Consider the following 23,601-nt stretch of genomic DNA (forward strand, 5'->3'; position numbering starts at 1 on the left):
CTCCTGTAAATGCGATGCAGCCGGAACACTGAGAGAGGGATGCCCAGTCCGCGCCGATCACTCGGGCGGTTGGCGGGGTCTTGCAGTCCAAGGCGTCGCACGTCTCGGCTTCCTTCCGGGGGCGGCACACCCGTATAGACGGGCAAGCGGCAGCTGCATTCCCTGCCTTCATAGCCCATTTACTGCGCAGACGCAGCAAATTTCGCTGCATTGCGGCGAAAAAGCGCTGTTTTGGAAAAGACGCGGCTAAATTTTCCGCATCTCCGGAGGGTTAGCCCACGTGGAATAAGGTCGTGAACAGACGCGGATCAAGGCTGGAGGTCGCAAATGTGGGCCCTTCCGTCAGGATCGAGACCGCATCATGGCTATGCAGGCTCTCCTGATGGCTGGCGATCACACGGAAATCGCCGACGTGATGATCGGCCAGCAATTCGGCACAGAAGAGGCGCGCAGCATCTTCGACAAAGATCGGATTGGCCGCGTTCAACTCGGCAAAGGCCTGTTCATCCTCGCGTTTGACCATGACCTGTGTTTCCGTCGGTACCGCACGGCGGCACAGCTCGATCAGGTCTTCAAACCACAGGCAATCAGCGTCGCAATCCACCAACACTGAAACCCGCGCGACCGAGCGCTGCGAGTGCGGCGTTGCCAACTGTCCGCGCTGAGACCGGGCGTGCTCGCTCAGTTCCAGCGAGCAAGGACAGGTCGAGGAATAGACATAGTCCAGATGCATGATCTTCTGGCGCACACCGTTCTGTTCGATCAGTTCCAGCGCGATGTCGTAATACTGGTAGCCCTCGAGGCCAGAGCGCAGGCTTTTCACCTTGGCCGGATAGGAAAAGCGCATCTGTAGGCGCGCGTCGAAACTGTCGAGGTCGGTCAGATAGTCGCTCAGCGCGGCTTCCATCACCTCAAAGCTGAAGGTCCGCTCGGCGTGTTTGTAAAAGGACCGCATGATGCGAGACATGTTGATGCCCTTCTTCTCGGCCTCAAGGCTCACCGTGCCGGTGACCGAAGTCTCAAGCGTCAGGTCGTCCCCATCCTTGCGGTGAAAACTGATCGGCAGGCGAAAGTTCGAGATGCCCACGTGCTGGATCTGCTGCTTGGCCCCCCGGATCAGGCTGGACGGGCCGTTTTGCAGGTCGGGCAATGTGGCCCGATAGGCCTCGTCCGCGACAAAACCTTCGGGATATTCACGTGACAGAGACGGATAGTTCACCGCCGACATGCCGGGCACGAGCCGCGCCAGGGACGGGTCCAGCTGGCTGATCTCGGCCGCAGGCGCGGTCTTGGCCCATTGCCGCAGCAATTTCAGCGCTTCCGCGGCCTGTTCCCGGTTTGGGGCGTCGTCGATGTCACGGGGGTGAACATTCATAGGCTGAGGTTCCTCGGTTGGCCGTCGAAATTAAAACGGCTGAAGTTCAGTATCCATTTTAACCCGATACGGGCCAATTAACAGGATGGATCGAAAAAACCCAGCGTAAATCCGGCATTCTACGCGCGGTAGCGACACAGTGTGCCGCCAGCCTCCTCGGGTCAGAGAGGCAGTTTGCACCACCTCTCTGCCTGAAACGTCACCGGTTTGAGGCGTTTTCTACTGACCCTGCGAAACCTCCAACGCATGTTGGATATCGGCCAACAAATCGTTGGCATCCTCAAGACCGATTGACAGGCGGATCAGACCGGGTGTGATGCCCAGTTCATCTTTCTGTTCGTCACTCAGACGCTGATGAGTTGTGGTTGCCGGATGGGTCGCGATTGATTTCGCATCCCCCAAATTATTCGAGATCACCGGGATCGTCAGCGCATTGAGAAACGCAAATGCCGCGTCCTTGCCGCCCTTGATGTCCAGCGACAGCACTGTTCCGCCCTTCCCGCCCAGCTGCGTCTGCACCAGAGCATTCTGCGCATGGGTTTTCAGACCCGGATACAGCGTCCGCTCCAGCGCCGAGTGGCCTTCCAGCGCCTCAGCCACAGCCTGCGCCGTTGCGGCCTGCGCGTTGACCCGCAAAGCCATCGTCTCGAGACCCTTCAGCATGATCCACGCGCTGAACGGGCTGAGCGCACCGCCAGTATGTTTCATGTAGGGTTCGACGGTGCCACGGATGAACTCCTTGGTGCCAAGGATCACACCGCCTAACGCCCGACCTTGCCCGTCGATATGTTTGGTCGCCGAATAGATCACCACATCCGCGCCCTGCTCGACAGCACGCGAGAACACCGGGGTCGAGAACACGTTGTCCACCAGAACCAATGCACCAACCGCATGGGCCAGTTCCGCAACGGCAGTAATGTCGATCACCTCAAGCGTCGGGTTCGACATGGATTCGAAGAACACGGCTTTTGTGTCGGGGCGGATCGCCGCCTTCCACTGGTCAAGATCGGTGCCATCGACAATCGTCACCTCGACACCGTAGCGGGTCAGGATGTTTTCCAGAATGAACAGACACGACCCGAACAGCGCCTTGGCCGAGACCACATGGTCCCCCGCCTTCAGCATCGAGGTCAACGCACCATTGACAGCGGCCATGCCGGACGCCGTGGCAAAGGCATCCTCGGCCCCTTCTAGCGCCGCGATGCGCTGTTCGAACATCGACACTGTCGGGTTGCCGTAGCGGGCATAGATGAACTCATCCGGGCCACATTCCAAGAACCGTGCCTCGGCCTGCTCGGCAGTGTCGTACACGAAGCCCTGGGTCAGGAAGATCGCTTCGCTCACCTCATTGTACTGACTGCGACGGATGCCGCCATGGACGGCTTGGGTGCGTTTGGTCCAGTTCTCGCTCATGTCATTCCTTTCGGCCTCGATCCCAGAGGCGCATCAAAAAAACCCCAGACGCGGTCAAGCGAAAGGGGCCTTTCATCCTGACCTTTTAGCGGTGTTGTTTAGCGTGGCCCGCAATCCGGTAACAAATCGCCACGTGGTGTTGTTGCCCTTACGCCGCAGTTGCGAATTCGTCAAGCCCGACACCTGCAACGTCACGGTTCTGTAATCGTTCATTCACGGAAACGTCATAGCGCCATGACAAAGCGACACCACAACATCTTGTATGGGGCAGAGCTATGCCAGTAATCAGGATCAATGCTGTCAACGGACGTGCTGAGGTGCATGGTACCTCCCGCCCCTTGATTGAGGCTGTGCAAGAGGCCCAACAATCCGACGGACCAGTCGTTATCATGACCCACGGATACAAGTATCGGCCCAACGATGCAGGTGCCTGCCCACACCGGCATATTCTGTCGCTGCACCCCAAGGCGATGCCCTGGTACAGCCCCAGCTGGCCGCGACATCTCGGCTTTGGTAGCGGGTTTGAGGACGAAGATCTTGCCATTGCTGTTGGTTGGGACGCGCGGGGCCCGCTCTGGTCAGCGCAACGTCGGGCGGTTGAAGCGGGCAAGGTACTGGCTGACGTCATTCGAAAAGTGCATCTTTTGAACCCAAAGCGTCCGATCCATTTCATCGGCCATTCCATGGGTATCGAAGTGGTGCTGGAGGCTCTACATCACATTCCACCCGGCGCGCTCAGCCGGATCATTTCTCTCACCGGGGCTGCCTATCAATCCCGCACCGTCACGGCCCTGACCACACCTGCCGGACGCGCGGCAGAGTTCATCAACATCATCAGCCGCGAGAACGATCTCTTCGACTTTCTTTTTGAAACCTTCATCCAGCCACCTCGTCGTGGCGATGTCAGCATTGGCGCGGGCCTGACGGCACCAAACTCGGTCACATTGCAGATCGATTGCCCTGCCACGGTGGATCACCTGTCGGCGCTGATCTCCCCGCTCGCCGCGCCCGAGCGGCGTATCTGCCATTGGTCCAGCTACACACGCCCCGGCGTGCTGCGCGTCTACAACGCCTTGCTGCGCGATCCCGAGCGCCTCTGCCTGCAAAGGCTCAAACGCGGTATCCCCGAAAAACCGCACAGGCGCTGGTCACGGTTTTTTGCCCTACCCCGCCCACAGGGCCTCTTGCCGTTTGCTCAGAAAGCTTCATGATCCCCTCAGCCTGAGGAGACATCATGATCGACCTGTATTTCTGGCCCACCCCGAACGGTTGGAAAGCCTCCATCGCATTGGAAGAGATGGAGCTGCCCTACACCACGCATCTGATCAACATCGGTAAGGGCGACCAATTCGATCCGGAGTTTCTGAAGATCTCACCCAATAACCGCATGCCTGCCATAGTCGATCCGGACGGGCCTGATGGTTCGCCTATCACGGTGTTCGAAAGTGGCGCGATCCTGATGTATCTGGCCCGTAAAACCGGCCGGTTTTACGGCGCGACCGAACGGGACAGGGTTGCGGTAGAAGAGTGGCTGATGTGGCAGATGGGCGGCGTTGGCCCGATGGCGGGTCAGGCGCATCACTTCCTGAAATATGCCCCTAACCTGGAGCCTCCGCAGGACCTGCCCTATGCCAAAGACCGCTACCGGACCGAAGTCGCCCGGCTTTACGGCGTGCTGGATCGTCGCCTGGCCGAGAATGAATATGTCGCAGGTGATTTTTACTCGATCGCCGATATGTCGATTTGGGGCTGGGCGAGCCTTTGGGAGGGTCAGCAGCAGGTTCTGGACGACAAGCCTCACTTCGCCCGCTGGCTAGAGGCTGTGAGCACCCGCCCGGGCGTGCAAGCCGGACGCGCCTTGTATGCAGAACTGCGCGGGGATCACAGCAGCAAGCAAGCGCAGAGTGTTTTGTTCAAGCGATAGCTGAGGCCAGTTCGCCAACATTCGAAGCCTACGCGAAAACGTCGGCCATGTTGCGAACAACCGGTTTCTGACGCGCCAAGAAAAGAGCGACACTTGTCAGCCCAAACACAATGAACGGTGCCATCAAAACGTTTTCAACCCACGGGTAAACTGCATCCCGCTCTGACAAGTCCTCGAACAGTCGAGTGTGAAACAAAAAGGCCCGAGTGGTTAGCTTGGTGGCGAAAAGCGCGGACATAGCAACGCAGAACTGCAATGCGATATTCCAAAGACTGATAGGCTTTTCGAAATTCCTCACGCTGAGTTTCGATGTGCCAAGCAGAGTCGCAAATATCCACATTACGATACAAACTCCGACCATGGTGGTCGTCGTCGGACTATTGAGGAATATGACAGACCCCAGAATTGTGCCAGCGATGACAAAGGCAAATGAACACGCAATCAGCCGGGCGGAATAGTGCACTTTTCGCAGCGTTCTGAACTGACCCCAAGGATCTTTATCACCCTCTGGCCAAATTGCGCGAAAGGCCCCCAATACAGCAAGGCAACAGTACGAAGCGGCACACCCCAAAATGAAAAACGGCGCGACGTCGTTGGGCGCGACCCAAGAGATCAACGGGGCATCAAGGACGATAAATCCACTCAATATGACCAGAGCGGCGCCGCACAGGCATATCACGGCGTGAAACAGAACATATCCAACTGTACCGGGCGCAACCACGTGCTCCATCAGTTTCGGCACGGCTAAAAATGCCAGAATGAATGTCAGACCCGCAACGGGAAAATAGGCCTGAACGTCCAAATCAGTTCTGATGTTTCTATCAAGCTGCTGTATGAAAAACGAAATGGACAGGGCGATCACAATCAGAGTGATCACTACGGCAAATCTCAACAACAAACGATGCGTGTGGAAAATAAATGAACTCATAGCTGCCGCGTAGTCAGGGAATTGGGCGAAACTAAGACCTTACGCTTTCTTTGAGCGCGACTAGTGGCGATCGATTGGCAAGCACATAAAAATTGGAATTTTCAAGCCAACGCCCCCTCCCCCCGCACCAGCACATCCAGCATTCCCGAGATATCCTCGATCTCTTCCGCAATTACATGGATCACGGCGTCGGCCTTCTGCATTCGGCCCGTGACCCTCAGCAACCGCCCCGATATCACCGCGCGGCGGAATTGTTCGTAGATCTTACGCCAGACCACGATGTTCACGATCCCCGTCTCATCCTCAAGCGTCAGAAAGATCACCCCTTTGGCGGTTCCGGGCCGCTGCCGCAGGATCACCAGACCCGCTACCACCACCCGCGCGCCTTCGGGGGGCTGATCCAGCCGGTTGGCGGGCAAACAGGCAGGCGGGCGGGGCCAGGTTCGGTTTGAAACATCAGGACAAGTCGCGGCAACAAGCATGAGAACAAAAATAGAACAAATACACAGAAAGTCCAGACGCGGCGTGCAGAGTCGCAAATGAGGCTAGAAAGACCTAAATGCCTTGATTAAGGAAGAATTCGAACATCGCAAAAGGAAGACGCAAGCCATGGCAAAGATCACCTATGTCGAGCATAGCGGTACTGAACATACAGTCGACGTCGCCAATGGGCTGACCGTTATGGAAGGGGCCCGAGACAACAACATTCCCGGCATCGAGGCCGATTGCGGCGGCGCCTGCGCCTGCTCGACCTGCCACGTCTACATCCACCCCGACTGGGTTGAGAAAATCCCCGCCAAGGATGACATGGAAGAAGACATGCTGGACTTTGCCTATGAGCCCGATCCCGCCCGCTCGCGCCTGACCTGCCAGATCAAGGTGACGGACGCACTGGACGGTCTGGTCGTGCAAATGCCAGAAAAACAGATCTGATGCCCTCCAAAGCGCCGCGTCTCCCCGCCTGCCCCTGGCACCGTTGGGCACGCGGCGCAACACTGATGTTGTGCCTGTGGCTGGCGGGCGCAAGCTCTGCCGCGGCATCAGAGGAAATCATCGAAGCCCGATTTACCGAACCCACAAAACGCTACGCCCATGGCGTATTGGGGGACGACGTGGAATACGGCGCCTTGGAACTTCGGGTCGAAACGCGCGGTTCAGACAGTGCGCAAACGTTGCGGACGATACGCCTGCCCCAAGATCGTGTTTTCGAAGACCTTTCTCCTCGACTGGTGGACATGGACTCGGACGGAACGCCCGAAGTTGTTGTGGTCGAGTCGCACGCCCAATTTGGCGCACAACTTGCAATCTACGACGAAAGCGGCACAAAGATCGCTGCCACCCCGCATATCGGAACCCGCTTCCGCTGGCTCGCCCCGATCGGAGCCGCCGATCTGGATGGTGATGGCTATACCGAGATCGCTTATATCGACCGCCCTCACCTCGCCAAAACCCTTCGCATTTGGCGCTACAAAGATGGCGCGTTGGCCGAGATCGCCTCTTTACCCAGACTGACCAACCATCGCATTGGTGAAGACTACATCTCTGGCGGCCTGCGTGACTGCGGCGAGACGCCAGAACTGATCACAGCCAGCGCCGACTGGACGCGCATCATCAGCGTCACCTTTAACAGTGGATGGACCACGTCAGACCTCGGCCCCTTCACAGGCCGCCAAAGCATTAACCAAGCGTTAAAGTGCTGATCCGCTCTTCATCTGGCTAAAAATATCCTGGGGGGGAGGCCGCAGGCCGAGGGGGCAAAGCCCCCTGACCCACATCAAAGTCAAAGCGCCCGCCACCCAATATCGCGGCGATAAAAACCCTCGGGCCAATCCACCCCGTCAACCATGGCATAGGCCCGATCCCGCGCTTCTTGCAACGTTGCGCCGCGGGCGGTGACGTTCAGAACACGTCCGCCAACTGCTTGTATCTGCCCCTCAACAGCCTTTGTCCCCGCATGAAAAACCATGTTGCTGCTGTCTTCAGGAAGGTTATCCAAACCTTTGATAACCGAGCCTTTCTCATAGGCACCCGGATACCCGTTGGCAGCCATGACAATGGTCATCGCATGATCATCGGCCCAGTTCACCCGCGTCTCTTCCAAGCGCCCTTCGGCTGCGGCATGCATCAGGTCCATCGCCTGCGCCCCAAGACGCATCATCAAAACCTGACATTCGGGATCGCCAAACCGGACGTTGTATTCCACCAAACGCGGCTGCCCGTCCTTGATCATCAGACCAGCGTAGAGAACCCCTTGGAACGGTGCGCCCCGGCGCTTCATCTCGGCCATGGTTGGGCGGATGATTTCATCCATCGCTCGCGCCTCAATCTCGGCGCTCAGAACCGGAGCCGGGGAATAGGCCCCCATCCCACCGGTGTTCAGACCTGTATCCCCCTCGCCCACGCGCTTGTGATCCTGCGCGGTGCCGATGGACAGGATGTTCTCCCCATCGCAGAGAACGAACAGCGAGGCCTCTTCGCCATCCATAAACTCTTCGATGACAACCTCGGCACCCGCCCCACCGAACGCCCCGCCAAACATGTCGTCAATCGCGTCCAGGGCGGTCTGCTCGTCCATCGCCACAATCACACCCTTGCCTGCCGCCAGACCATCAGCCTTGACCACGATCGGAGCGCCCTGCTCTTGAATGTAGGCCTTGGCGGGCGCGGCTTCGGTGAACCGTGCATAGGCGGCGGTAGGCGCACCGGATGCATCGCAAACCTCCTTGGTAAAACTCTTCGAAGCTTCCAGCCGGGCCGCTTCGGCAGAGGGGCCAAACACCAGTACACCGGCTTCTCGCAAGCGGTCGGCCACGCCAGCGGCCAGAGGGGCCTCGGGGCCGACGATCACGAAATCAATCGCGTTGGCCTCGGCGAAATTGACAACCGCACCGCCATTCTCGATGTCCAGCGACGCGCATTCGGCGATCTGGGCGATCCCGGCATTGCCTGGCGCAACGATCAGACGGTCGCATTTGGGGTTCTGCATCACTGCCCAAGCGAGGCTGTGCTCACGCCCACCGCTGCCGAGAATAAGAATGTTCATTGGGTCGTCTCCGATCTGCTTGGCCTCGCCTGCGCGGCGTTCTAAGCTGGCACGGCATTTGACACAAGGCGCTGAAATGTCCAACCTGCTTGACGACCCAATTCCCGGCCAAAACACCCCCGAATACTCGGTTTCCGAGATTTCTGGCGAGGTGAAGCGCACGCTTGAGGGCTCGTTCGGGCGAATCCGTGTACGCGGCGAGGTCGGGCGCGTGTTCAAGGCGCGCTCGGGGCATCTGTATTATGACATCAAGGACGACCGGAACGTTCTGGCCTGCACCACGTGGAAAGGTCAAATCTCCGGCCTCTCCGTTGTGCCCGAAGAAGGGTTGGAGGTCGTCGTCACCGGTCGCCTCACAGCATTCGGCGCGCAATCCAAATACAACATGAATGTCGATGAAGTCGCCGTCGCCGGCCAAGGCGCGCTGATGGCGCTGCTGGAAAAGCGCAAAAAACAACTTGAATCCGAAGGGCTGTTCGCGCCCGAGCGTAAGAAACCGCTGCCCTACCTGCCCCAGATCATCGGCGTTGTGACCTCTCCGTCCGGGGCGGTGATCCGCGATATCCTGCATCGCCTGCGCGACCGGTTTCCCCGTAAGGTTCTGATCTGGCCCGTCGCCGTACAGGGTGCAAATTGCGCCCCTGAGGTGACCCGCGCCATCGAAGGCTTCAACGCGCTGACGCCCGGTGGAGCACTGCCCCGCCCCGATCTGATCATCGTCGCGCGTGGAGGCGGCTCAATCGAAGACCTGTGGGGGTTTAACGAAGAAAGCGTGGCCCGCGCGGCTGCCGCATCAGAGATCCCGCTGATCTCAGCCGTGGGGCACGAGACGGACACGACGCTGATCGACTTTGTCTCCGATCGCCGCGCACCTACGCCAACAGCCGCAGCCGAATTGGCCGTCCCCGTGCGGATGGAATTGATGGCCTGGGCCAACGAACAAGGCGCGCGCCTTTCGCGGGCTGCGAGCGATGCGGTTCAGCGCCGTGCGCAGCGTCTGCGTGACGTGTCTCGTGCGCTTCCGCGCCCAGATAGCTTGTTGAACTCTCCACGGCAGCGCCTTGATCTGATTGCAGAACGCCTGACACCCGCATTAAATCGCGGGGTGCAAAACCGTCGCCTGCAACTGGTCGAGATGTCGGCACATCTGCGGCCGTCGACTTTGCGAAGCGTCGTCTCCTACCGTCAGGAACACCTGCGCAACCTGTCGTCGCGCCTTTCCCTCCACCCAATCCAGCGCGAAATCAAGCAACAGCAACAGGCCACCACCCGACTGGCTGAACGGCTGGACGCGGTGCAAACCGCCCGGCTGGATCGTTTGCGCCAACAGTTGGACGCAACCGACCGCCTACGCGAAACGCTCAGCTACAAGGCAACGCTGGCGCGGGGTTATGCGGTTGTGCGCGCTGAGGGTGACGTCGTGACCACCAAGGCTCAGGCTGGCAAACACGCGGCGCTTGAGATCGAATTCTCGGACGGTCGCCTGACGACCGGTTCCGCTGGCCGCCCTGCTGCGAAAAAAACCAAACTCGACGCGCCGGATCAGGGATCGCTGTTCTAGAGGTTAAACTCCGACCTCGGGACCCAGACACACCATATCTTCCCCGAGGTCTTCTGCCTCGTAGAGTTCGGTCGCCTGTGGGTCGCCTTCGAACTGCGCGATCAGCCCACCGCCCGAGCGAGTGAATACCCAGCATTGCGGGTCCAGCCGGTCCTCGTAGACGAAACAAATCTGATCCTCGCGCTGATACCAGACGCCTTCTTTGCACTGTCCGTCCAGAAACGACCAGATCACGCGGCGGTTGGGCAAGTATCGCTCAACCCCATAAACCTGCCCTTCAAAGCCATAAAACAGGGTTTTGCCCTGCGTGTACTCATCGAACTCGGCCCCGGACAGCGCCGTTTGCGCGCCCGCCGTCTGCGCCGACAGCGCCAATAGAATCACAAGATGCCTCAACATGAGGCCATAGTGTCAGATGCGGGCGGGCATGGCCAATCACCACGCCGGTATTCGCCTGCCCCCACGTCATTATTGTGCCGCGTGCCACCGCAAAGAACAGTGGTCCCGAACACGACAGAGGGGACCGATGTGACACACCTGCTATTTTGGCTCGCCGCCGCTTGCGCGTTGGCCTATTTGCCGCTGTCCCCGCGCCCGGCAAGCGTGCTCCGCACCGTTCTGAAAACCGCTTCGGTTGCTGTGCTGGCGCTCGTCGCTCTCCTCAGCGGTGGCGCGACCTTGCTGGTTGTCGCCTTGGGCCTCTGCGCGATTGGGGATGCTCTGCTGTCGCGAGAGTCCGACACCACCTTCATGGCAGGGATCGGCGCGTTTGCTGCGGGGCATATCGCTTACATCGCGCTTTTCCTGACGTACCCTGGCAGCAACTTTGACCTCATTCTGGAACGGCCGGGATATTTCTGGTCGCTCCTCATTCTGGGGATCGTTGCCGCCACTTTGCTCGCCCCGCGCGCTGGAGAGCTAAAACTCCCGGTTCTGATGTACATCCCGATCATCCTCGGCATGGGCGTCGCAGTTCTGTCTTTGCCCGAGACCGGAATGCTGCGTTGGGCCTTGCCTGCAGCACTGGCCTTCATCGCATCGGACCTCGTGCTGGCGACCGAGAAGTTTCTGCTGCCCCAAGACCACCCGGCACTGAAGCTGACACCCTATCTGGTGTGGCCGCTCTATTGGGCTGCGCAGGCTGGACTACTGATCGCCTTCACCTGACCCTTTGCAACTCCGGCAAATCCACATTAGGTGGAGGGGAACACCTGCGGAGACCGATAATGGCGTTTTTTTCAAAGCTGAAGGACAAGCTGTTCAAATCCTCATCCCGTCTTGAGGAAGGGCTGGACGCCATTGTCGAAGACGGAGGCGAGGAAGCTACCGTGCTTGAGCCTGTGGCGCAAACGCCAGAACCCGCCCCGCAGCCGCAGGAAACCGCTCCGCAACCCGAAGACCAACCCGCATCCAGCGGGTTGCTGGGTCGCCTGTTCAGCCGTACGGAAACCAAGGCCGAAATCCGCCGGACCCTGGATGACGATATGCTGGAACAGCTCGAAGAGCTTCTGATTGCCTCCGACATGGGCGTCGACACGGCCCTGCGCGTCACCTCGAACATGGCTGAAGGGCGCTTTGGCCGCAAACTCTCGTCCCGAGAGATCAAGCAACTGCTGGCGCAGGAAGTGGCCCGCGTGATGGAGCCGGTCGCCCGCCCCCTGCCAATCTACCCCAAACGCCCGCAAGTGGTTCTGGTGGTTGGCGTCAACGGCTCGGGCAAGACCACAACCATCGGCAAACTGGCCAGCCAGTTCAAATCCGCGGGCAAGAAGGTCGTGATCGCCGCCGGAGACACCTTCCGCGCCGCCGCCGTAGAACAACTGCAGGTTTGGGGTGACCGCGCTGGCGTCCCGGTTCTGACCGCGCCCGAAGGCTCGGACCCCGCAAGCCTTGCCTTTGACGCCCTGACCAAAGCGCAACAGGACGGTGCCGACCTTCTGATGATCGATACCGCAGGCCGCCTGCAAAACCGAGCCGACCTGATGGAGGAACTGGCCAAGATCGTCCGCGTGATCCGCAAGGTCGATGAGACCGCGCCGCACAACACGCTGCTTGTGCTGGATGCGACCACGGGCCAGAACGCCCTCAGCCAGGTGGAAACCTTCCGCAAACTCGCCGATGTGTCGGGCCTTGTGATGACCAAACTGGACGGCACAGCCAAAGGCGGCGTGCTGGTCGCGCTGGCCGACAAGTTCGGCCTACCCATCCACGCCATCGGCGTCGGAGAGCAAATAGACGACCTCGCCCCGTTCGACCCGGAAGAATTCGCGGCCGCGCTAACAGGCCTCGACCAAAACTGATCCGCCTCTTCATCTGGCTGAAAATATCCTCGGGGGTCTGGGGGCAGACGGCCCCCAGCCTCGTCACACTGGACAAGTTCTGACAATTGAGCGACTGGCTGATCTCACTCGAAGGCACGGAAGCGGGCCACACCCTCGCCCTAGGCCTCGCCTTGATGGCAGCTTTTCTGCACGCGGTCTTCGGAGCACTGCAAAAGGGCCGCCACGATCCGTGGCTGTCTCGTGGGGCCATCGACGCCTGCTATTGCCTGATGGCGATCCCCTTTGCCCTATTCGTCGTGCCATGGCCCGAACCCTATATGTGGCCCATTTTCGGCATCGTCTGGCTGATCCACATCACCTACAAGATCCTTCAGGCCTTGGCCTATACCAAAGGCTCCTACACGGTGGTTTACCCGGTTGTTCGCGGTACCGGCCCACTTTTCACTGTGATCGGAGCCTACCTTCTGTTCGGAGAAACCTTCACAGGCACGCAATGGTTCGGTGTGGCCGTCCTTCTGGCCGGTATCTTCGGGCTGGCTGCCTATAACTTCCGGTTTCTGGAAACCAATCGTGAGACTCTGGGTATCGCGCTCACCCTGGCGATTGCCACCGGCCTTTTCGTGGCGCTCTACACGACTTATGACGCCTATGGCATCCGCGCCACCGCCGATCCGTTCACCTTTCTGGCCTGGTTCTTCATGATCGACGGCTTCGCGATGCCGATCTACGCGTTCCTCAGATGGCGTGCCATGATCAACCGCCCTTCCCCAGGTCCGCTGATGCTGCGCGGGCTCGCAGGCGGCTTGATCGCGCCGCTGTCATTCGGAGCCATCATGCTGGCCACCCGATTGGACAAAGTCGGAGAAGCGGCTGTACTGCGCGAAACATCAACTGTATTTGCAGCCTTGATCGGCTGGCTGGTTTTGAAAGAAACCGTTGGCCCAAGACGCATCGCCCTGATGGCACTGATTGCATTGGGCGCTGTAATCGTTGAAATGGGCGGATGAACAGCAGGACACCACGATGACAGGCAAAAAAGAGATCAACCCGTTTCTGAAACAGGTGCTGGAGCTGGGGCCCCCGCTGGCCTTCTTCTTTATCTACCTGCGACTGCGAGATGACAGCTTTCTGATCGGCGGCATCGAGTATTCAGGCTTCATTATCGCAACCATCCTCTTTGTCCCGCTGATGCTGGCGGCAATGGGTATCTTGTGGTTCCTGACTGGCAAGCTCAGCCGGATGCAGATTTTCACCGCTTTCATGGTGATCTTCTTTGGTGGCCTAACCGCCTGGTTCAATGATGAGCGGTTCTTCAAAATGAAAACCACGCTGGTCTACGGGTTCTTCTCGGTCATTCTTGGGATCGGGTTGCTGCAGGGAAAGTCCTACCTCGCCTACGTTTTGGACGAGATGCTGCCGATGAAGCACGAAGGCTGGATGATCCTGACACGTCGCCTCTGTGCTTGCTTTGCCGTTCTGGCCATCGCCAATGAGATCGTCTGGCGCACCATGTCCACCGATCTTTGGGTGAAGATCGAAACCTTCGCCTTTCCCATCGCGCTAATGGCCTTCCTGATGTACCAGTTCCACCGCCTGCAGAGCTATCTGGAAGACGCCGATCGCCAGTAGTCGACCCAAAGCCCCTTTGGTATCAGTTTGACACTCATCCGAGGAAACCACTTGGCTTGTTGACCTTGCTGTGAATAATTGAGTAACCACTCACCATCCTACTCCGGAGATTAGTACCCGAATGGCGGTATTCCCAAATAGCGGCTTCCTGTCCGATGCATCCGAAGGCCTGCGCGAGATGCTCTCGGCGCTGGCGACGGAAATCTCTTTGGATAAAAACGAAACCCTGTTCGATCAGGACGATGAAGGCGATGCGCTTTATGCCATCGTCGAAGGGACGCTCGAAGTGTCCTTCCTGGCCATGAGCGGCCGGAAGCTGGCGCTGACGCTCATGCGTCCAGGCGAAGTCTTCGGTGAGATTGCCCTGTTCGACAGCGGCCCTCGCACTGCTACAGTTGCAGCTGCTGAACCTTCTCGGGTTCTGCGCGTACGTCGCAGGGACGTGATGGAGCAAATCCGTCAACACCCCGATCTTGCGGTTGATATGGTCCGTCTGGCCGGATTGCGGATGCGGTCAATGAGTTCACAATTGAACGAGCAGGTCTTTCTGCCGATGCCGATTCGACTGGCGCGCAAACTGCTGCACCTGTCGTCTCTGCAGGACGATCCCACCGAACGCATTACCCTGTCGCAAAGTGAATTGGCCGAATTCGTTGGGGCCACGCGTGAGGCCGTCTCGAAAACCATTTCGATATGGAAACGCGACAATGTGGTCGAAGCTTCGCGGGGCGGATTGCTGATCCACGACATCGAAGCTTTGCGCGCTTTGGCTGAATCGGACTTGATCTGACCTTTTGTGATCTTGTTCACAGACGACTCAGAAGTCAGTGCCCTAGGGTAAAACTGTTACCGTAGGAGGTCAGTAATCATCCCCGATATCTGTCCGCTGATCTCTCCCTGTACCTAAGCCATATGCCCAAAAGGCATATGGCTTATTTTCTTTCGGCCGGACCAAAAAGACATGAAAAGGCCGGGGAAATCCCAGGCCCTTTTCGGTAGCTATGTGATGAGCTTAGTTTTCAAGGCTCAGCGCGACAAAGCGCGGGTCGCCGCCACGGCGCACCAACAACAGCAGTGATTTGCGCCCGGCTTCAGTAGCTTCTTCAATACGCGCCTCAAGGTCACTGATGGATTCGACCTTCTGCTGCCCGGCTTCGGTGATCAGATCACCTGCGCGCAGACCTTTCGCAAAGGCCTCCGAGGCTTCGTCAACCTCGGTCACAACCAGACCGTCCGCCTCGGCATCCAGCCCCAGATCTTCACGCAGCGTATCTGTCAGCGGCGAAATAGTCAGGCCGAGAATGTCGGCGTTTTCATCGGTTGGCGCGTCCGGAGTATCTTCCTCACTCGTTTCGGCACGCTCCGCATCCTCACGGCGCCCCAGAGTGACCAGAATAGTCTGAGTGCCACCATCGCGATGTACGACCACACGAACTGATTTGCCTACGGTCGTCTCGCCGACCTGACGCACCAGACCGCGGGTATCTTCAACCTCGACCCCGTCAAAGCTGAGGATCACGTCCCCTGCTTTCAGACCGGCCTCTTTCGCAGGACCCTCCGGTACATCGCTGATCAATGCGCCACCGGGTTTATCCAGACCCATTGCCTCGGCCATATCCTCAGTTACGTCCTGAATGCGCACGCCCAGCCAACCCCGGCGGGTTTCGCCGAACTCTCGCAGCTGGTCGACGACCTTGGTTACGACGTTGGAGGCCATCGAAAAACCGATACCGATCGAGCCGCCGTTGGGCGACAGAATCGCGGTGTTCACGCCGATGACCTGACCATCCATGTTGAACAGAGGACCACCCGAGTTGCCCCGGTTGATGGCCGCATCGGTCTGGATGTAGTCGTCATAGGACCCGCTCAGCGCGCGGTTACGGGCCGAGACGATCCCCGCCGAAACCGAGAACCCCTGCCCAAGCGGGTTGCCCATGGCAATCACCCAGTCACCAACACGCGCCGTGTCGCTGTCGCCGAACTGGACGTATTGCAGCGGCCCCGAAGCCTCGACCTTGAGCAGCGCGATATCGGTTTTCTCATCCGTGCCGATCACCTTTGCAGGCAGTTCCTTCACGGGCTGACCATCGCCAGGGAAGAACTCGATCAGGATCTCATCAGCCTCGGCGATCACGTGGTTATTGGTAACGATGAAGCCGTCTTCCGAGATCACGAACCCCGACCCCAGCGCATTACTACGGCGCGGGCGGTCGCCATTATCGCCGTTGCGATCCTGAAACTCGCGGAAGAAATCTTCGAACGGAGAGCCCTCGGGCACGATCCCCTGCGGCCCGGTCTGGCCTTCGATCAGGGTCGATGTGGTGATATTGACCACCGCCGGGCTGATCTGTTCCGCCAGCGGCGCAAGGCTTTCCCCACGCGCATACGCCGCAACTGTTTGCGCTGCGATCAGAACCATCGCTCCGAAAGTCAGCCACATCAGTCGCATGAAACCAACACTATCGTCCCGCCGGACGGAAATACTGCGCGCTTGTGCCTGCACTTGGGAACTCCTTGTCGTCAATTTCTTACAGACCGCCCTAAGGCAGACTTTCTTTCCACCCAATGTAGTCGGTTTGATCACGCTCGCAACTGAGGATCGCGTGGAAATCACCGGCAAGTGAGGTCAATGGGTCAAAACCCCAGCTGATAGGCGCCCCAAAGCAGCACAAGACCGCTAACAACACAGAGCAGCCCTGCCAAACGCCGCGCCTGTTCTGGCAGCGTGCGCAAAGCTTCAAGCATACGTTCAATAAGCGAAGGGGCCAGCGCATAGGCCAGCCCCTCGACAATCAGCACCAGCCCGAAGGCCAGAAGGATCATGCCCATTACTGGGTCGCCTGCCCGGTGGGCGATTTCAGGTAGTTGAAGAACTCCGAATCCGGGCTGAGGACCATCGAGCTGTTCCCGCCCTGCAACGCGCGCTCATATGCTGACAGCGAGCGGTAGAATTCAAAGAACTCTGGGTCTTTGCCAAAGGCGTCGGCGAAGATAGCGTTGCGTTCGGCGTCTGCCTCACCGCGAATGATCTCGGCCTCGCGGTTGGCGTCCGAAACCAATTCAACCACGGTCCGGTCGGCCTGCGCGCGGACACGCTGCGCGGCTTCGTTACCACGGGCACGTTCGTCGGTTGCTTCACGTTCCCGCTCGGCTTTCATCCGATCAAAGGTCGCCTCAAGGTTCGCCTGCGGCAGGTCGGTGGCTTTCAGGCGCACGTCGATGACATTGACGCCCAGCGCCCGCGCTTCGGCAATTGCGCTGTTGCGGATCCGCAGCATCAGGGCCGCACGGTCAGAGCTGAGGATATCCCGCGAGGAGACCGAACCCAGAACTTCCCGAGTTTCCGCACGAAGGATACGGTCCAGACGGTCCTCGGCCACCGGAATACCGCCAACACCGACGGCCTGACGGAACTGCTCTAGATCCGAAATCCGGTAGCGTGCGAAGGCATCAACCACCAGACGACGGTCATCAAGAGGCGTCACCTCAAGCGGCTGCACGTCGATCGACAGGATGCGGTCATCATAGCGCACAACCTCTTGAATCAGAGGGATTTTAAACGCCAACCCGGGCTCTTCCTTGACCGCGACAACGCGACCAAACTGCAGAACCAGAGCGCGTTCACGCTCATCCACGATGAAGATCGAGGACAGAACACCGACAATCGCGAGGAAGACGACGGGTAGGATAAATGTCGTTTTACGCATCAGTTGCTCTCCGCTGCAGGGGTACGACGCAGTTCATTCAACGGCAGGTACGGCACAACGCCCTGCCCCGAGCCGCCGGTATTTTCGTCAAGGATGATCTTGTCCACGTCACCCAGAACCTGCTCCATACGCTCCAGGTACAAACGCTTGCGGGTCACATCTGGTGCTTTGGAGTATTCCTCCAGAACCGCGCTGAAGCGGCTGGCCTCACCCTGTGCACTGTTGATCTGCTGGGCGCGATAGGCTTCGGCCTCTTCCAGAACCTGAGCAGCTTCACCACGCGCTTCCGCTAGAACACGGTTGGCGTAGGCATCAGCGACGTTCTGCAGACGATCCCTTTCCTGCGCAGCGGCCTGAACGTCACGGAACGCGGCAATAACGTCCTGCGGCGGGTCAGCCTTGTCGAAGTTCACGCGGACTATGTTCACACCCGAATCGTAGCTGTCCATTGTCGCCTGAATCAGTTCTTGCAGACGTTCTGCGATAATGCCGCGGTCTCTGTTCAGGATCGGAGCAAGTTCGCTTTGCGCGATAATCTCACGCATCGCCGACTCTGACACAGCCTGAATCGTTTGACGCGGGTCGCGCAGGTTAAAGAGGAACTTGGCGGGGTCGTTGATATTCCAAACGACCTGATAGTCGATATCGACCACGTTTTCGTCACCGGTCAGCATCAGACCATCGTCGCTGCCACGCGCGCCGCCCATGTCTTCGTTCTGTTCCCGTGTAACGGGGATGACTTCAGCAGTTACGAACGGCCAAGGTGCAAAGTTCAGACCGGGGTTTCCAACGGCCGAGAATTCGCCAAGGAACAGTTCAACCGACTGTTCTTCCGGTTTGACGGTGTAAAAGCTGGCCGCAGCCCAGAGGCCGATCGCTACCAATGCGCCAATCGCCACGGTGCCCTTGGTAAAGATCGGACCACCGCCGCCACCGCCTGAACCGTTGCTGCCACGGCCGCCGCCACGACCGCCCATGAGGACGCGCAGCTGCTCTTGCCCTTTTTTCATCAGCTCATCGATTTCGGGGATCTGCGGGCTCTCCCCTTCGGGAGGCTTGCGCCCGTCACCGTTGTTACCCCGATTTCCTCCACCACCAGAGGAGCCTCCGCCCCCCCAGGGGCCACCGCTGTTGCCCGCCATATGTGTCTATTCCCTTGTGTTTGACCGTGTGATCACGGTGTTCCTTGTAACTTGGTTGCGCGCAGTTGCAAATCAAGCCGTGCGTACAGGTTGCCGCATTGTCACCAGTTCTTCGGCCATGACCGGGTGAACTGCAACCGTGCGATCGAAATCTTCCTTGGTCGCGCCCATTTTGACGGCAATGCCAGCCAACTGGATCATCTCACCCGCGCCCGGCGCCACGATGTGGCAACCCAACACCTTGCGCGTCGCCTGAGACACGATCAGCTTCATCAGAACCCGCTGAGTGCCACCAGCAAAAGACTTCTGCATCGGCTTGAACGAGGTCGCATAGACCTCAATCGGTTCCTGCGCAGCCGCCTCTTCCTCGCTGAGGCCCACGGTGCCGAATTCGGGCTGGGTGAAAATCGCGGTCGGGATCAGCTCATGATCCACTGGGGTCGGGTTGCCTTTGAAGACGGTCTCGACAAAAGCCATGCCTTCGCGGATCGCAACCGGGGTCAGATTCACTCGGTCGGTCACATCACCAATCGCATAGATCGAAGGCACGCGGGTCTGACTGTATTCATCCACAACGATTTCACCCTTGCGACCCCGTTCGACGCCCACGTCCTCAAGCCCCAGATTGTCCGCGTTCGGAGTGCGCCCGGTGGCATACATGACCACGTCGAAATGATCCTCGGTCCCGTCGGTGGCTTTGACCCGGATCTTGTCGCCCTCTTTCGTCATCTCAAGCACATTGGTGCCCAGACGCACGTCGATACCGTTCTGGCGCATCTCTTCGCAGATCAGGCCACGCGCTTCTTCGTCAAAGCCACGCAGGATCTGCGCACCGCGGTAGAACTGAGTGGTCTTGACGCCCAGCCCGTTCATGATCCCGGCGAATTCACTGGCGATGTAACCGCCGCCGACGATCAGAATGCTTTCGGGCAGTTTCTCAAGGTGGAAGATTTCATTCGAGGTAATCGCCAGATCCGAGCCGGGGAAGTTCGGCACAACCGGACGGCCACCCGTCGCAATCAGGATATGCTTTGCGGTCTTGCGTGTGCCATCGGCCAGTTCAACCGTATGCGGATCAACCACATGGGCACGCTGATCAAAGTTCTCGACACCGTTGTTTTTCAGGATGTTGCGGTAGATGCCTTCCAGCCGATCCAGTTCCGTCACCAGCTTGTCGTGGAAGGTGTTCCAGTTGAACGCTCCGGGCTGAATGTCCCAGCCATAAGCCTGCGCGTCACCGACCATCCCCGAATATTCGCTGGCGAAGACCATAAGTTTCTTTGGAACGCAGCCACGGATAACGCAAGTGCCGCCGTACCGATCCTCTTCCGCCAGAGCCACTTTAGCACCGTTTTCACCCGCCGCTACGCGCGCCGCGCGGACCCCACCCGAGCCTCCGCCGATTACGAAGAGGTCATAGTCAAAGCTCATGCTGGGTTCCTTCATTCAGCTTGCAAAATTCTTTGGATATCTGGGCGCGAAAACCGCCCTGCCAACCCCCAAAGGCGTAAATTTCCAGTATATTCCAACACGTCCTTGGGATGGCGCCTTCCACTCAGTCCGAAAAATCCGAAAACAGGTTGTCCTTGGCGCCCCCGAGGAGCTGGTCCAGTTCAACGGTTCCGGCATTGATGTCGCGCAGCTCGACCCGGCCATCGCCGTAGCCCACAACGACCTTGTCGCAGATGTCTATGAACAGCCCGTTCTCGACGACACCCGGCACCTGGTTCAAAACCAGCGCCATCTGCCGCGCATTGCCGATCCTTTGCAGATGCAGGTCGAGGATATGGTTACCCTCATCGGTCACAAATGGGGCCTCACCATTCATGCGAAGGGCTGAATTGGTGCCAAGCACATCCATCGTATCCAGAACTTCTTCGATCAGCGTTCGAGTGGTCTGCCAGCCAAATGGGATCACCTCGACCGGCAGCGGGAATGCGCCGAGCGTTTCGACCTCTTTCCCGGCATCAGCGATCACCACCATCTGATCGCTGGCCGTTGCCACGATTTTTTCCTGCAGATGCGCCCCGCCACCGCCTTTGATGAGGTTCAGATCACCGTCGAACTCATCCGCGCCGTCAATCGTCAGGTCCAACCATCCGGCCTGATCCAGCGACACGACCTCGATCCCGACTTCACGCGCCAGTTGCGCGGTTCGGGTTGAGGTTGGTACGCCCTTGATGCGCAGGCCTTCTTGTTGGACACGCTCGCCCAGACGGCGAACAAGCCAGGCGGCAGTCGAGCCGGTGCCCAGCCCCACCCGCATTCCGTCTTCGACCATGTCGGCCGCGCGGTACGCCGCAACGTATTTGGCTGTGTCGATTGGCGACAAATCCGCGGTCATTGGCAGTCTTCCCCAAATAGTCTGCAAGACTTATATGCAATGCTCCACCCAACTTCGAGACCCAATTCACGTCGCCCGGATGCGAAAGATGTCGCTCAATTGCGCGTTTCCTATCGGAAACGTCGCAAACAAGGCTTTTCAGGTTTCGGTTGCTGTATATCTAGTCCGTATGATGACGCCCTATCACCTGCACTATGCCCCTGACAACGCCTCGCTGGTGATCCGGCTGGTGCTGGACGAAATGAGCCAGCCCTATGAGACGGTGCTGGTTGATCGTCGTCAGAACGCGCAAGACAGCGCAGCCTACCGAGCGTTGAACCCGAACGGGCTGATCCCGGTTCTCGAAACCCCTCAGGGGCCGATATTCGAGACGGCAGCCATTCTGCTGTGGCTGGCCGACAGCCATGAGCAACTTGCGCCCGCGTCAAACAGCCCTGATCGGGCCGCTTTTCTGAAATGGCTGTTTTTCGCGTCCAACACGCTCCATGCCGATCTGCGTATCCTTTTCTATGCCGCGAAATACATAGACCCAGAACAGGCCGAGACCCTGCGGGCCGGAATACGCCCAAGGCTGCGCACTCATCTGCAAAATCTGGACGCGGTCGCCGCGCAGGCACCGGAATGGCTAAGCGCAAATCAGCCGTCAGTTCTGACATACTATATCGCCTGCATGATGCGATGGATGGCGCTTTACCCATCCAATGCTGACCGCAGCTGGTACCAACTGGCCGATACGCCCTATCTTCAGCGCATCCTGACACAGCTAGAGATGCGCCCCGCAACGCGAACGGCCATAGCCGCCGAAGGTCTTGGGGCCACGCCGTTCACATCACCCATCTATGCCAACCCTCCTGAAGGCTCAGCTATCTGACATGTTCCTCTCTGTCTTCGATATGTTCAAAGTGGGCATCGGCCCGTCCTCATCCCACACCATGGGCCCCATGGTGGCCGCCGCGCGTTTTCTGGACATGATGCGTGCATCGCCGTTTGAATTTGCCGGGCTGCGCGGCTCACTACACGGCTCGCTGGCCTTTACCGGAGTGGGTCATGCCACCGACCGCGCCACCATCCTTGGCCTCGCCGGATTCGTGCCGGACACATATGACAACGACAAGGCCGAGGCCGCGCTGGCCGCAATTGCTGAGACGCACACGGTAACGCCTGAAGGGCTACCGACGCTGACCTTCAACCCAAAGACCGATCTGGTCTTTGACTACGACCACAACCTGCCCGGCCACGCCAACGGTATGATCCTGATGGCAACCGACGCGCAGGGCGATGTGATCCTGCGACAGGTGTTCTACTCAATCGGTGGCGGCTTTGTTCTGACCGAAGAGGAACTGGCCGCTGGCAAGGCCACCGACGAAGGCGCCCCGGTGCCCTTCCCCTTCAAATCCGCCGTCGAGATGTTGGAGATGGCAAAGTCCAGCGGCAAATCCATTGCTGAAATGAAACGCGCCAACGAAATCGCACGTGGCTGTGCGGATAGCTTCGCCAAAGGCTCTGCCCGGCTGTGGCAGGTGATGAACGACTGTATCGAGCGCGGTCTGACCACAGATGGCATCCTGCCCGGCGGCCTCAGCGTGCGTCGCCGTGCCAAGGGTATCTATGATGCGCTGATGGCCGAGCGCGGTATGAACCTGACCGCGCCGCACACCATCAACGATTGGATGAGCGTCTACGCCATGGCCGTGAACGAGGAAAACGCGGCCGGAGGCCAGGTGGTCACCGCACCAACCAACGGCGCGGCGGGCGTTCTGCCTGCAGTGCTGCGCTACTACCTCGACCACGTGCCTGGCGCGGCGGAAAGCCATATCGAGGATTTCCTTCTGACCGCAGCCGCCATTGGGGGTCTGGTGAAGTTCAACGCCTCGATCTCAGGGGCCGAAGCCGGATGTCAGGCCGAAGTGGGCAGCGCGTCAGCGATGGCGGCGGCTGGTCTTTGCGCCGTCATGGGCGGCACGCCTGAGCAGGTCGAGAACGCCGCCGAAATCGCGCTGGAGCATCATCTGGGTATGACCTGCGATCCGGTTGCCGGGTTGGTTCAGGTGCCGTGCATCGAGCGCAATGGCCTTGGCGCGATCAAGGCCGTTTCGGCCGCGTCACTTGCTTTGCGCGGGGATGGTCAACATTTTGTGCCCCTAGATGCGGTGATCGAGACCATGCGTCAGACCGGGCATGATATGCATGAGAAGTACAAAGAAACCTCATTGGGTGGTTTGGCCGTAAACGTCCCGAACTGCTGAGGTCAGA

At 59.0% G+C, this 23,601-nt stretch carries 24 protein-coding genes and 1 riboswitch; of the genes, 12 read left to right on the plus strand and 12 right to left on the minus strand.

Annotation, left to right across the window (positions count from 1 at the left end; all coding sequences use genetic code 11):
* Positions 1-271 precede the first annotated feature (271 nt).
* Together folE2 and metZ are read right to left on the minus strand one after the other, a co-directional pair.
* Positions 272-1,375, minus strand: a complete 1,104-nt coding sequence (folE2, locus tag ACR0IP_RS06690) for a GTP cyclohydrolase FolE2 (RefSeq protein WP_170689900.1) — start codon at positions 1,373-1,375, stop codon at positions 272-274.
* A gap of 219 nt (positions 1,376-1,594) precedes the next feature.
* A complete protein-coding gene (gene metZ, locus ACR0IP_RS06695; RefSeq protein WP_480524567.1) occupies positions 1,595-2,788 on the minus strand; it encodes an O-succinylhomoserine sulfhydrylase in 1,194 nt (397 codons plus the stop codon).
* Positions 2,789-2,853: 65 nt separating this feature from the next.
* Positions 2,854-2,931, minus strand: a riboswitch (SAM riboswitch).
* Between the two features lie 132 nt (positions 2,932-3,063).
* Between metZ and ACR0IP_RS06700 the strand changes: the two genes are divergently transcribed.
* Positions 3,064-3,999: a DUF726 domain-containing protein gene (locus ACR0IP_RS06700; RefSeq protein ID WP_480524569.1), complete on the plus strand. Its 936-nt coding sequence runs from the start codon at positions 3,064-3,066 to the stop codon at positions 3,997-3,999.
* Positions 4,000-4,022: 23 nt separating this feature from the next.
* Positions 4,023-4,712, plus strand: coding sequence for a glutathione S-transferase N-terminal domain-containing protein (locus tag ACR0IP_RS06705; protein WP_170376373.1), 690 nt, complete (start codon positions 4,023-4,025; stop codon positions 4,710-4,712).
* 28 nt (positions 4,713-4,740) lie between these two features.
* On the opposite strand, the gene ACR0IP_RS06710 is transcribed toward ACR0IP_RS06705, so the two are convergent.
* On the minus strand, positions 4,741-5,640 hold the full coding sequence (locus ACR0IP_RS06710) for a hypothetical protein (protein ID WP_480524571.1): 900 nt from the start codon (positions 5,638-5,640) through the stop codon (positions 4,741-4,743).
* Positions 5,641-5,741: 101 nt separating this feature from the next.
* Entirely contained in the window at positions 5,742-6,122 is a 381-nt protein-coding gene (locus ACR0IP_RS06715; protein ID WP_170765670.1) for an OB-fold nucleic acid binding domain-containing protein, read from the minus strand.
* 127 nt (positions 6,123-6,249) lie between these two features.
* Between ACR0IP_RS06715 and ACR0IP_RS06720 the strand changes: the two genes are divergently transcribed.
* Together ACR0IP_RS06720 and ACR0IP_RS06725 are read left to right on the plus strand one after the other, a co-directional pair.
* Positions 6,250-6,573, plus strand: coding sequence for a 2Fe-2S iron-sulfur cluster-binding protein (locus tag ACR0IP_RS06720; RefSeq protein WP_170376365.1), 324 nt, complete (start codon positions 6,250-6,252; stop codon positions 6,571-6,573).
* Complete coding sequence (locus ACR0IP_RS06725; RefSeq protein WP_480524574.1) at positions 6,573-7,340, plus strand: FG-GAP repeat domain-containing protein; 768 nt, start codon at positions 6,573-6,575, stop codon at positions 7,338-7,340. The genes ACR0IP_RS06720 and ACR0IP_RS06725 overlap by 1 nt, the downstream gene beginning before the upstream one ends.
* An 80-nt stretch (positions 7,341-7,420) precedes the next feature.
* Here the strand turns inward: ACR0IP_RS06725 and purD are convergent, their stop codons facing one another.
* Positions 7,421-8,683: a phosphoribosylamine--glycine ligase gene (purD, locus tag ACR0IP_RS06730; protein ID WP_480524576.1), complete on the minus strand. Its 1,263-nt coding sequence runs from the start codon at positions 8,681-8,683 to the stop codon at positions 7,421-7,423.
* A 76-nt stretch (positions 8,684-8,759) separates the two neighbouring features.
* Between purD and xseA the strand changes: the two genes are divergently transcribed.
* Positions 8,760-10,244 (plus strand): exodeoxyribonuclease VII large subunit, encoded by a 1,485-nt coding sequence (xseA, locus tag ACR0IP_RS06735; RefSeq protein WP_480524578.1) that lies wholly within the window; start codon positions 8,760-8,762, stop codon positions 10,242-10,244.
* 3 nt (positions 10,245-10,247) lie between these two features.
* Here the strand turns inward: xseA and ACR0IP_RS06740 are convergent, their stop codons facing one another.
* Positions 10,248-10,643 carry a hypothetical protein gene (locus ACR0IP_RS06740; RefSeq protein WP_425083349.1) on the minus strand — a complete coding sequence of 132 codons (396 nt, stop codon included), beginning with the start codon at positions 10,641-10,643 and terminating at the stop codon, positions 10,248-10,250.
* 129 nt (positions 10,644-10,772) lie between these two features.
* On the opposite strand from ACR0IP_RS06740, the gene ACR0IP_RS06745 reads away from it, so the two are divergent.
* From ACR0IP_RS06745 to ACR0IP_RS06765, 5 genes are all read left to right on the plus strand, one after another.
* Positions 10,773-11,411, plus strand: a complete 639-nt coding sequence (locus ACR0IP_RS06745) for a lysoplasmalogenase (protein ID WP_425083350.1) — start codon at positions 10,773-10,775, stop codon at positions 11,409-11,411.
* 59 nt (positions 11,412-11,470) lie between these two features.
* Positions 11,471-12,544 (plus strand): signal recognition particle-docking protein FtsY, encoded by a 1,074-nt coding sequence (ftsY, locus tag ACR0IP_RS06750; RefSeq protein ID WP_425083351.1) that lies wholly within the window; start codon positions 11,471-11,473, stop codon positions 12,542-12,544.
* An 86-nt stretch (positions 12,545-12,630) separates the two neighbouring features.
* Positions 12,631-13,533 (plus strand): DMT family transporter, encoded by a 903-nt coding sequence (locus tag ACR0IP_RS06755; protein ID WP_170376353.1) that lies wholly within the window; start codon positions 12,631-12,633, stop codon positions 13,531-13,533.
* Between the two features lie 16 nt (positions 13,534-13,549).
* Positions 13,550-14,155: an inner membrane-spanning protein YciB gene (locus ACR0IP_RS06760; RefSeq protein ID WP_170689882.1), complete on the plus strand. Its 606-nt coding sequence runs from the start codon at positions 13,550-13,552 to the stop codon at positions 14,153-14,155.
* A gap of 121 nt (positions 14,156-14,276) precedes the next feature.
* Positions 14,277-14,945, plus strand: a complete 669-nt coding sequence (locus ACR0IP_RS06765; RefSeq protein ID WP_170376330.1) for a Crp/Fnr family transcriptional regulator — start codon at positions 14,277-14,279, stop codon at positions 14,943-14,945.
* Positions 14,946-15,167: 222 nt separating this feature from the next.
* Here ACR0IP_RS06765 and ACR0IP_RS06770 read toward each other — a convergent pair whose 3' ends face one another.
* The 6 genes from ACR0IP_RS06770 to rpiA all read right to left on the minus strand — a co-directional run bounded on the left by ACR0IP_RS06770 (position 15,168) and on the right by rpiA (position 21,348).
* The gene (locus ACR0IP_RS06770; protein ID WP_170376863.1) at positions 15,168-16,604 is read right to left on the minus strand and encodes a Do family serine endopeptidase; all 1,437 of its coding nucleotides are present in this window, start codon (positions 16,602-16,604) and stop codon (positions 15,168-15,170) included.
* A gap of 185 nt (positions 16,605-16,789) precedes the next feature.
* A complete protein-coding gene (locus tag ACR0IP_RS06775; protein WP_170381551.1) occupies positions 16,790-16,984 on the minus strand; it encodes a DUF2065 domain-containing protein in 195 nt (64 codons plus the stop codon).
* On the minus strand, positions 16,984-17,862 hold the full coding sequence (hflC, locus tag ACR0IP_RS06780; protein WP_170376326.1) for a protease modulator HflC: 879 nt from the start codon (positions 17,860-17,862) through the stop codon (positions 16,984-16,986). The genes ACR0IP_RS06775 and hflC overlap by 1 nt, the downstream gene beginning before the upstream one ends.
* On the minus strand, positions 17,862-19,004 hold the full coding sequence (gene hflK / locus ACR0IP_RS06785) for an FtsH protease activity modulator HflK (protein WP_170765684.1): 1,143 nt from the start codon (positions 19,002-19,004) through the stop codon (positions 17,862-17,864). The genes hflC and hflK overlap by 1 nt, the downstream gene beginning before the upstream one ends.
* A gap of 72 nt (positions 19,005-19,076) precedes the next feature.
* A complete protein-coding gene (gene gor / locus ACR0IP_RS06790; RefSeq protein WP_480524582.1) occupies positions 19,077-20,435 on the minus strand; it encodes a glutathione-disulfide reductase in 1,359 nt (452 codons plus the stop codon).
* Between the two features lie 124 nt (positions 20,436-20,559).
* The gene (rpiA, locus tag ACR0IP_RS06795) at positions 20,560-21,348 is read right to left on the minus strand and encodes a ribose-5-phosphate isomerase RpiA (protein ID WP_170376321.1); all 789 of its coding nucleotides are present in this window, start codon (positions 21,346-21,348) and stop codon (positions 20,560-20,562) included.
* 169 nt (positions 21,349-21,517) lie between these two features.
* On the opposite strand from rpiA, the gene ACR0IP_RS06800 reads away from it, so the two are divergent.
* Complete coding sequence (locus ACR0IP_RS06800; RefSeq protein ID WP_480524748.1) at positions 21,518-22,219, plus strand: glutathione S-transferase family protein; 702 nt, start codon at positions 21,518-21,520, stop codon at positions 22,217-22,219.
* A 1-nt stretch (position 22,220) separates the two neighbouring features.
* Positions 22,221-23,594 carry an L-serine ammonia-lyase gene (locus ACR0IP_RS06805; RefSeq protein ID WP_170376858.1) on the plus strand — a complete coding sequence of 458 codons (1,374 nt, stop codon included), beginning with the start codon at positions 22,221-22,223 and terminating at the stop codon, positions 23,592-23,594.
* The last annotated feature ends 7 nt before the right edge of the window (positions 23,595-23,601 follow it).

It is taken from the genome of Ruegeria sp. AL11 (genome assembly GCF_056540865.1).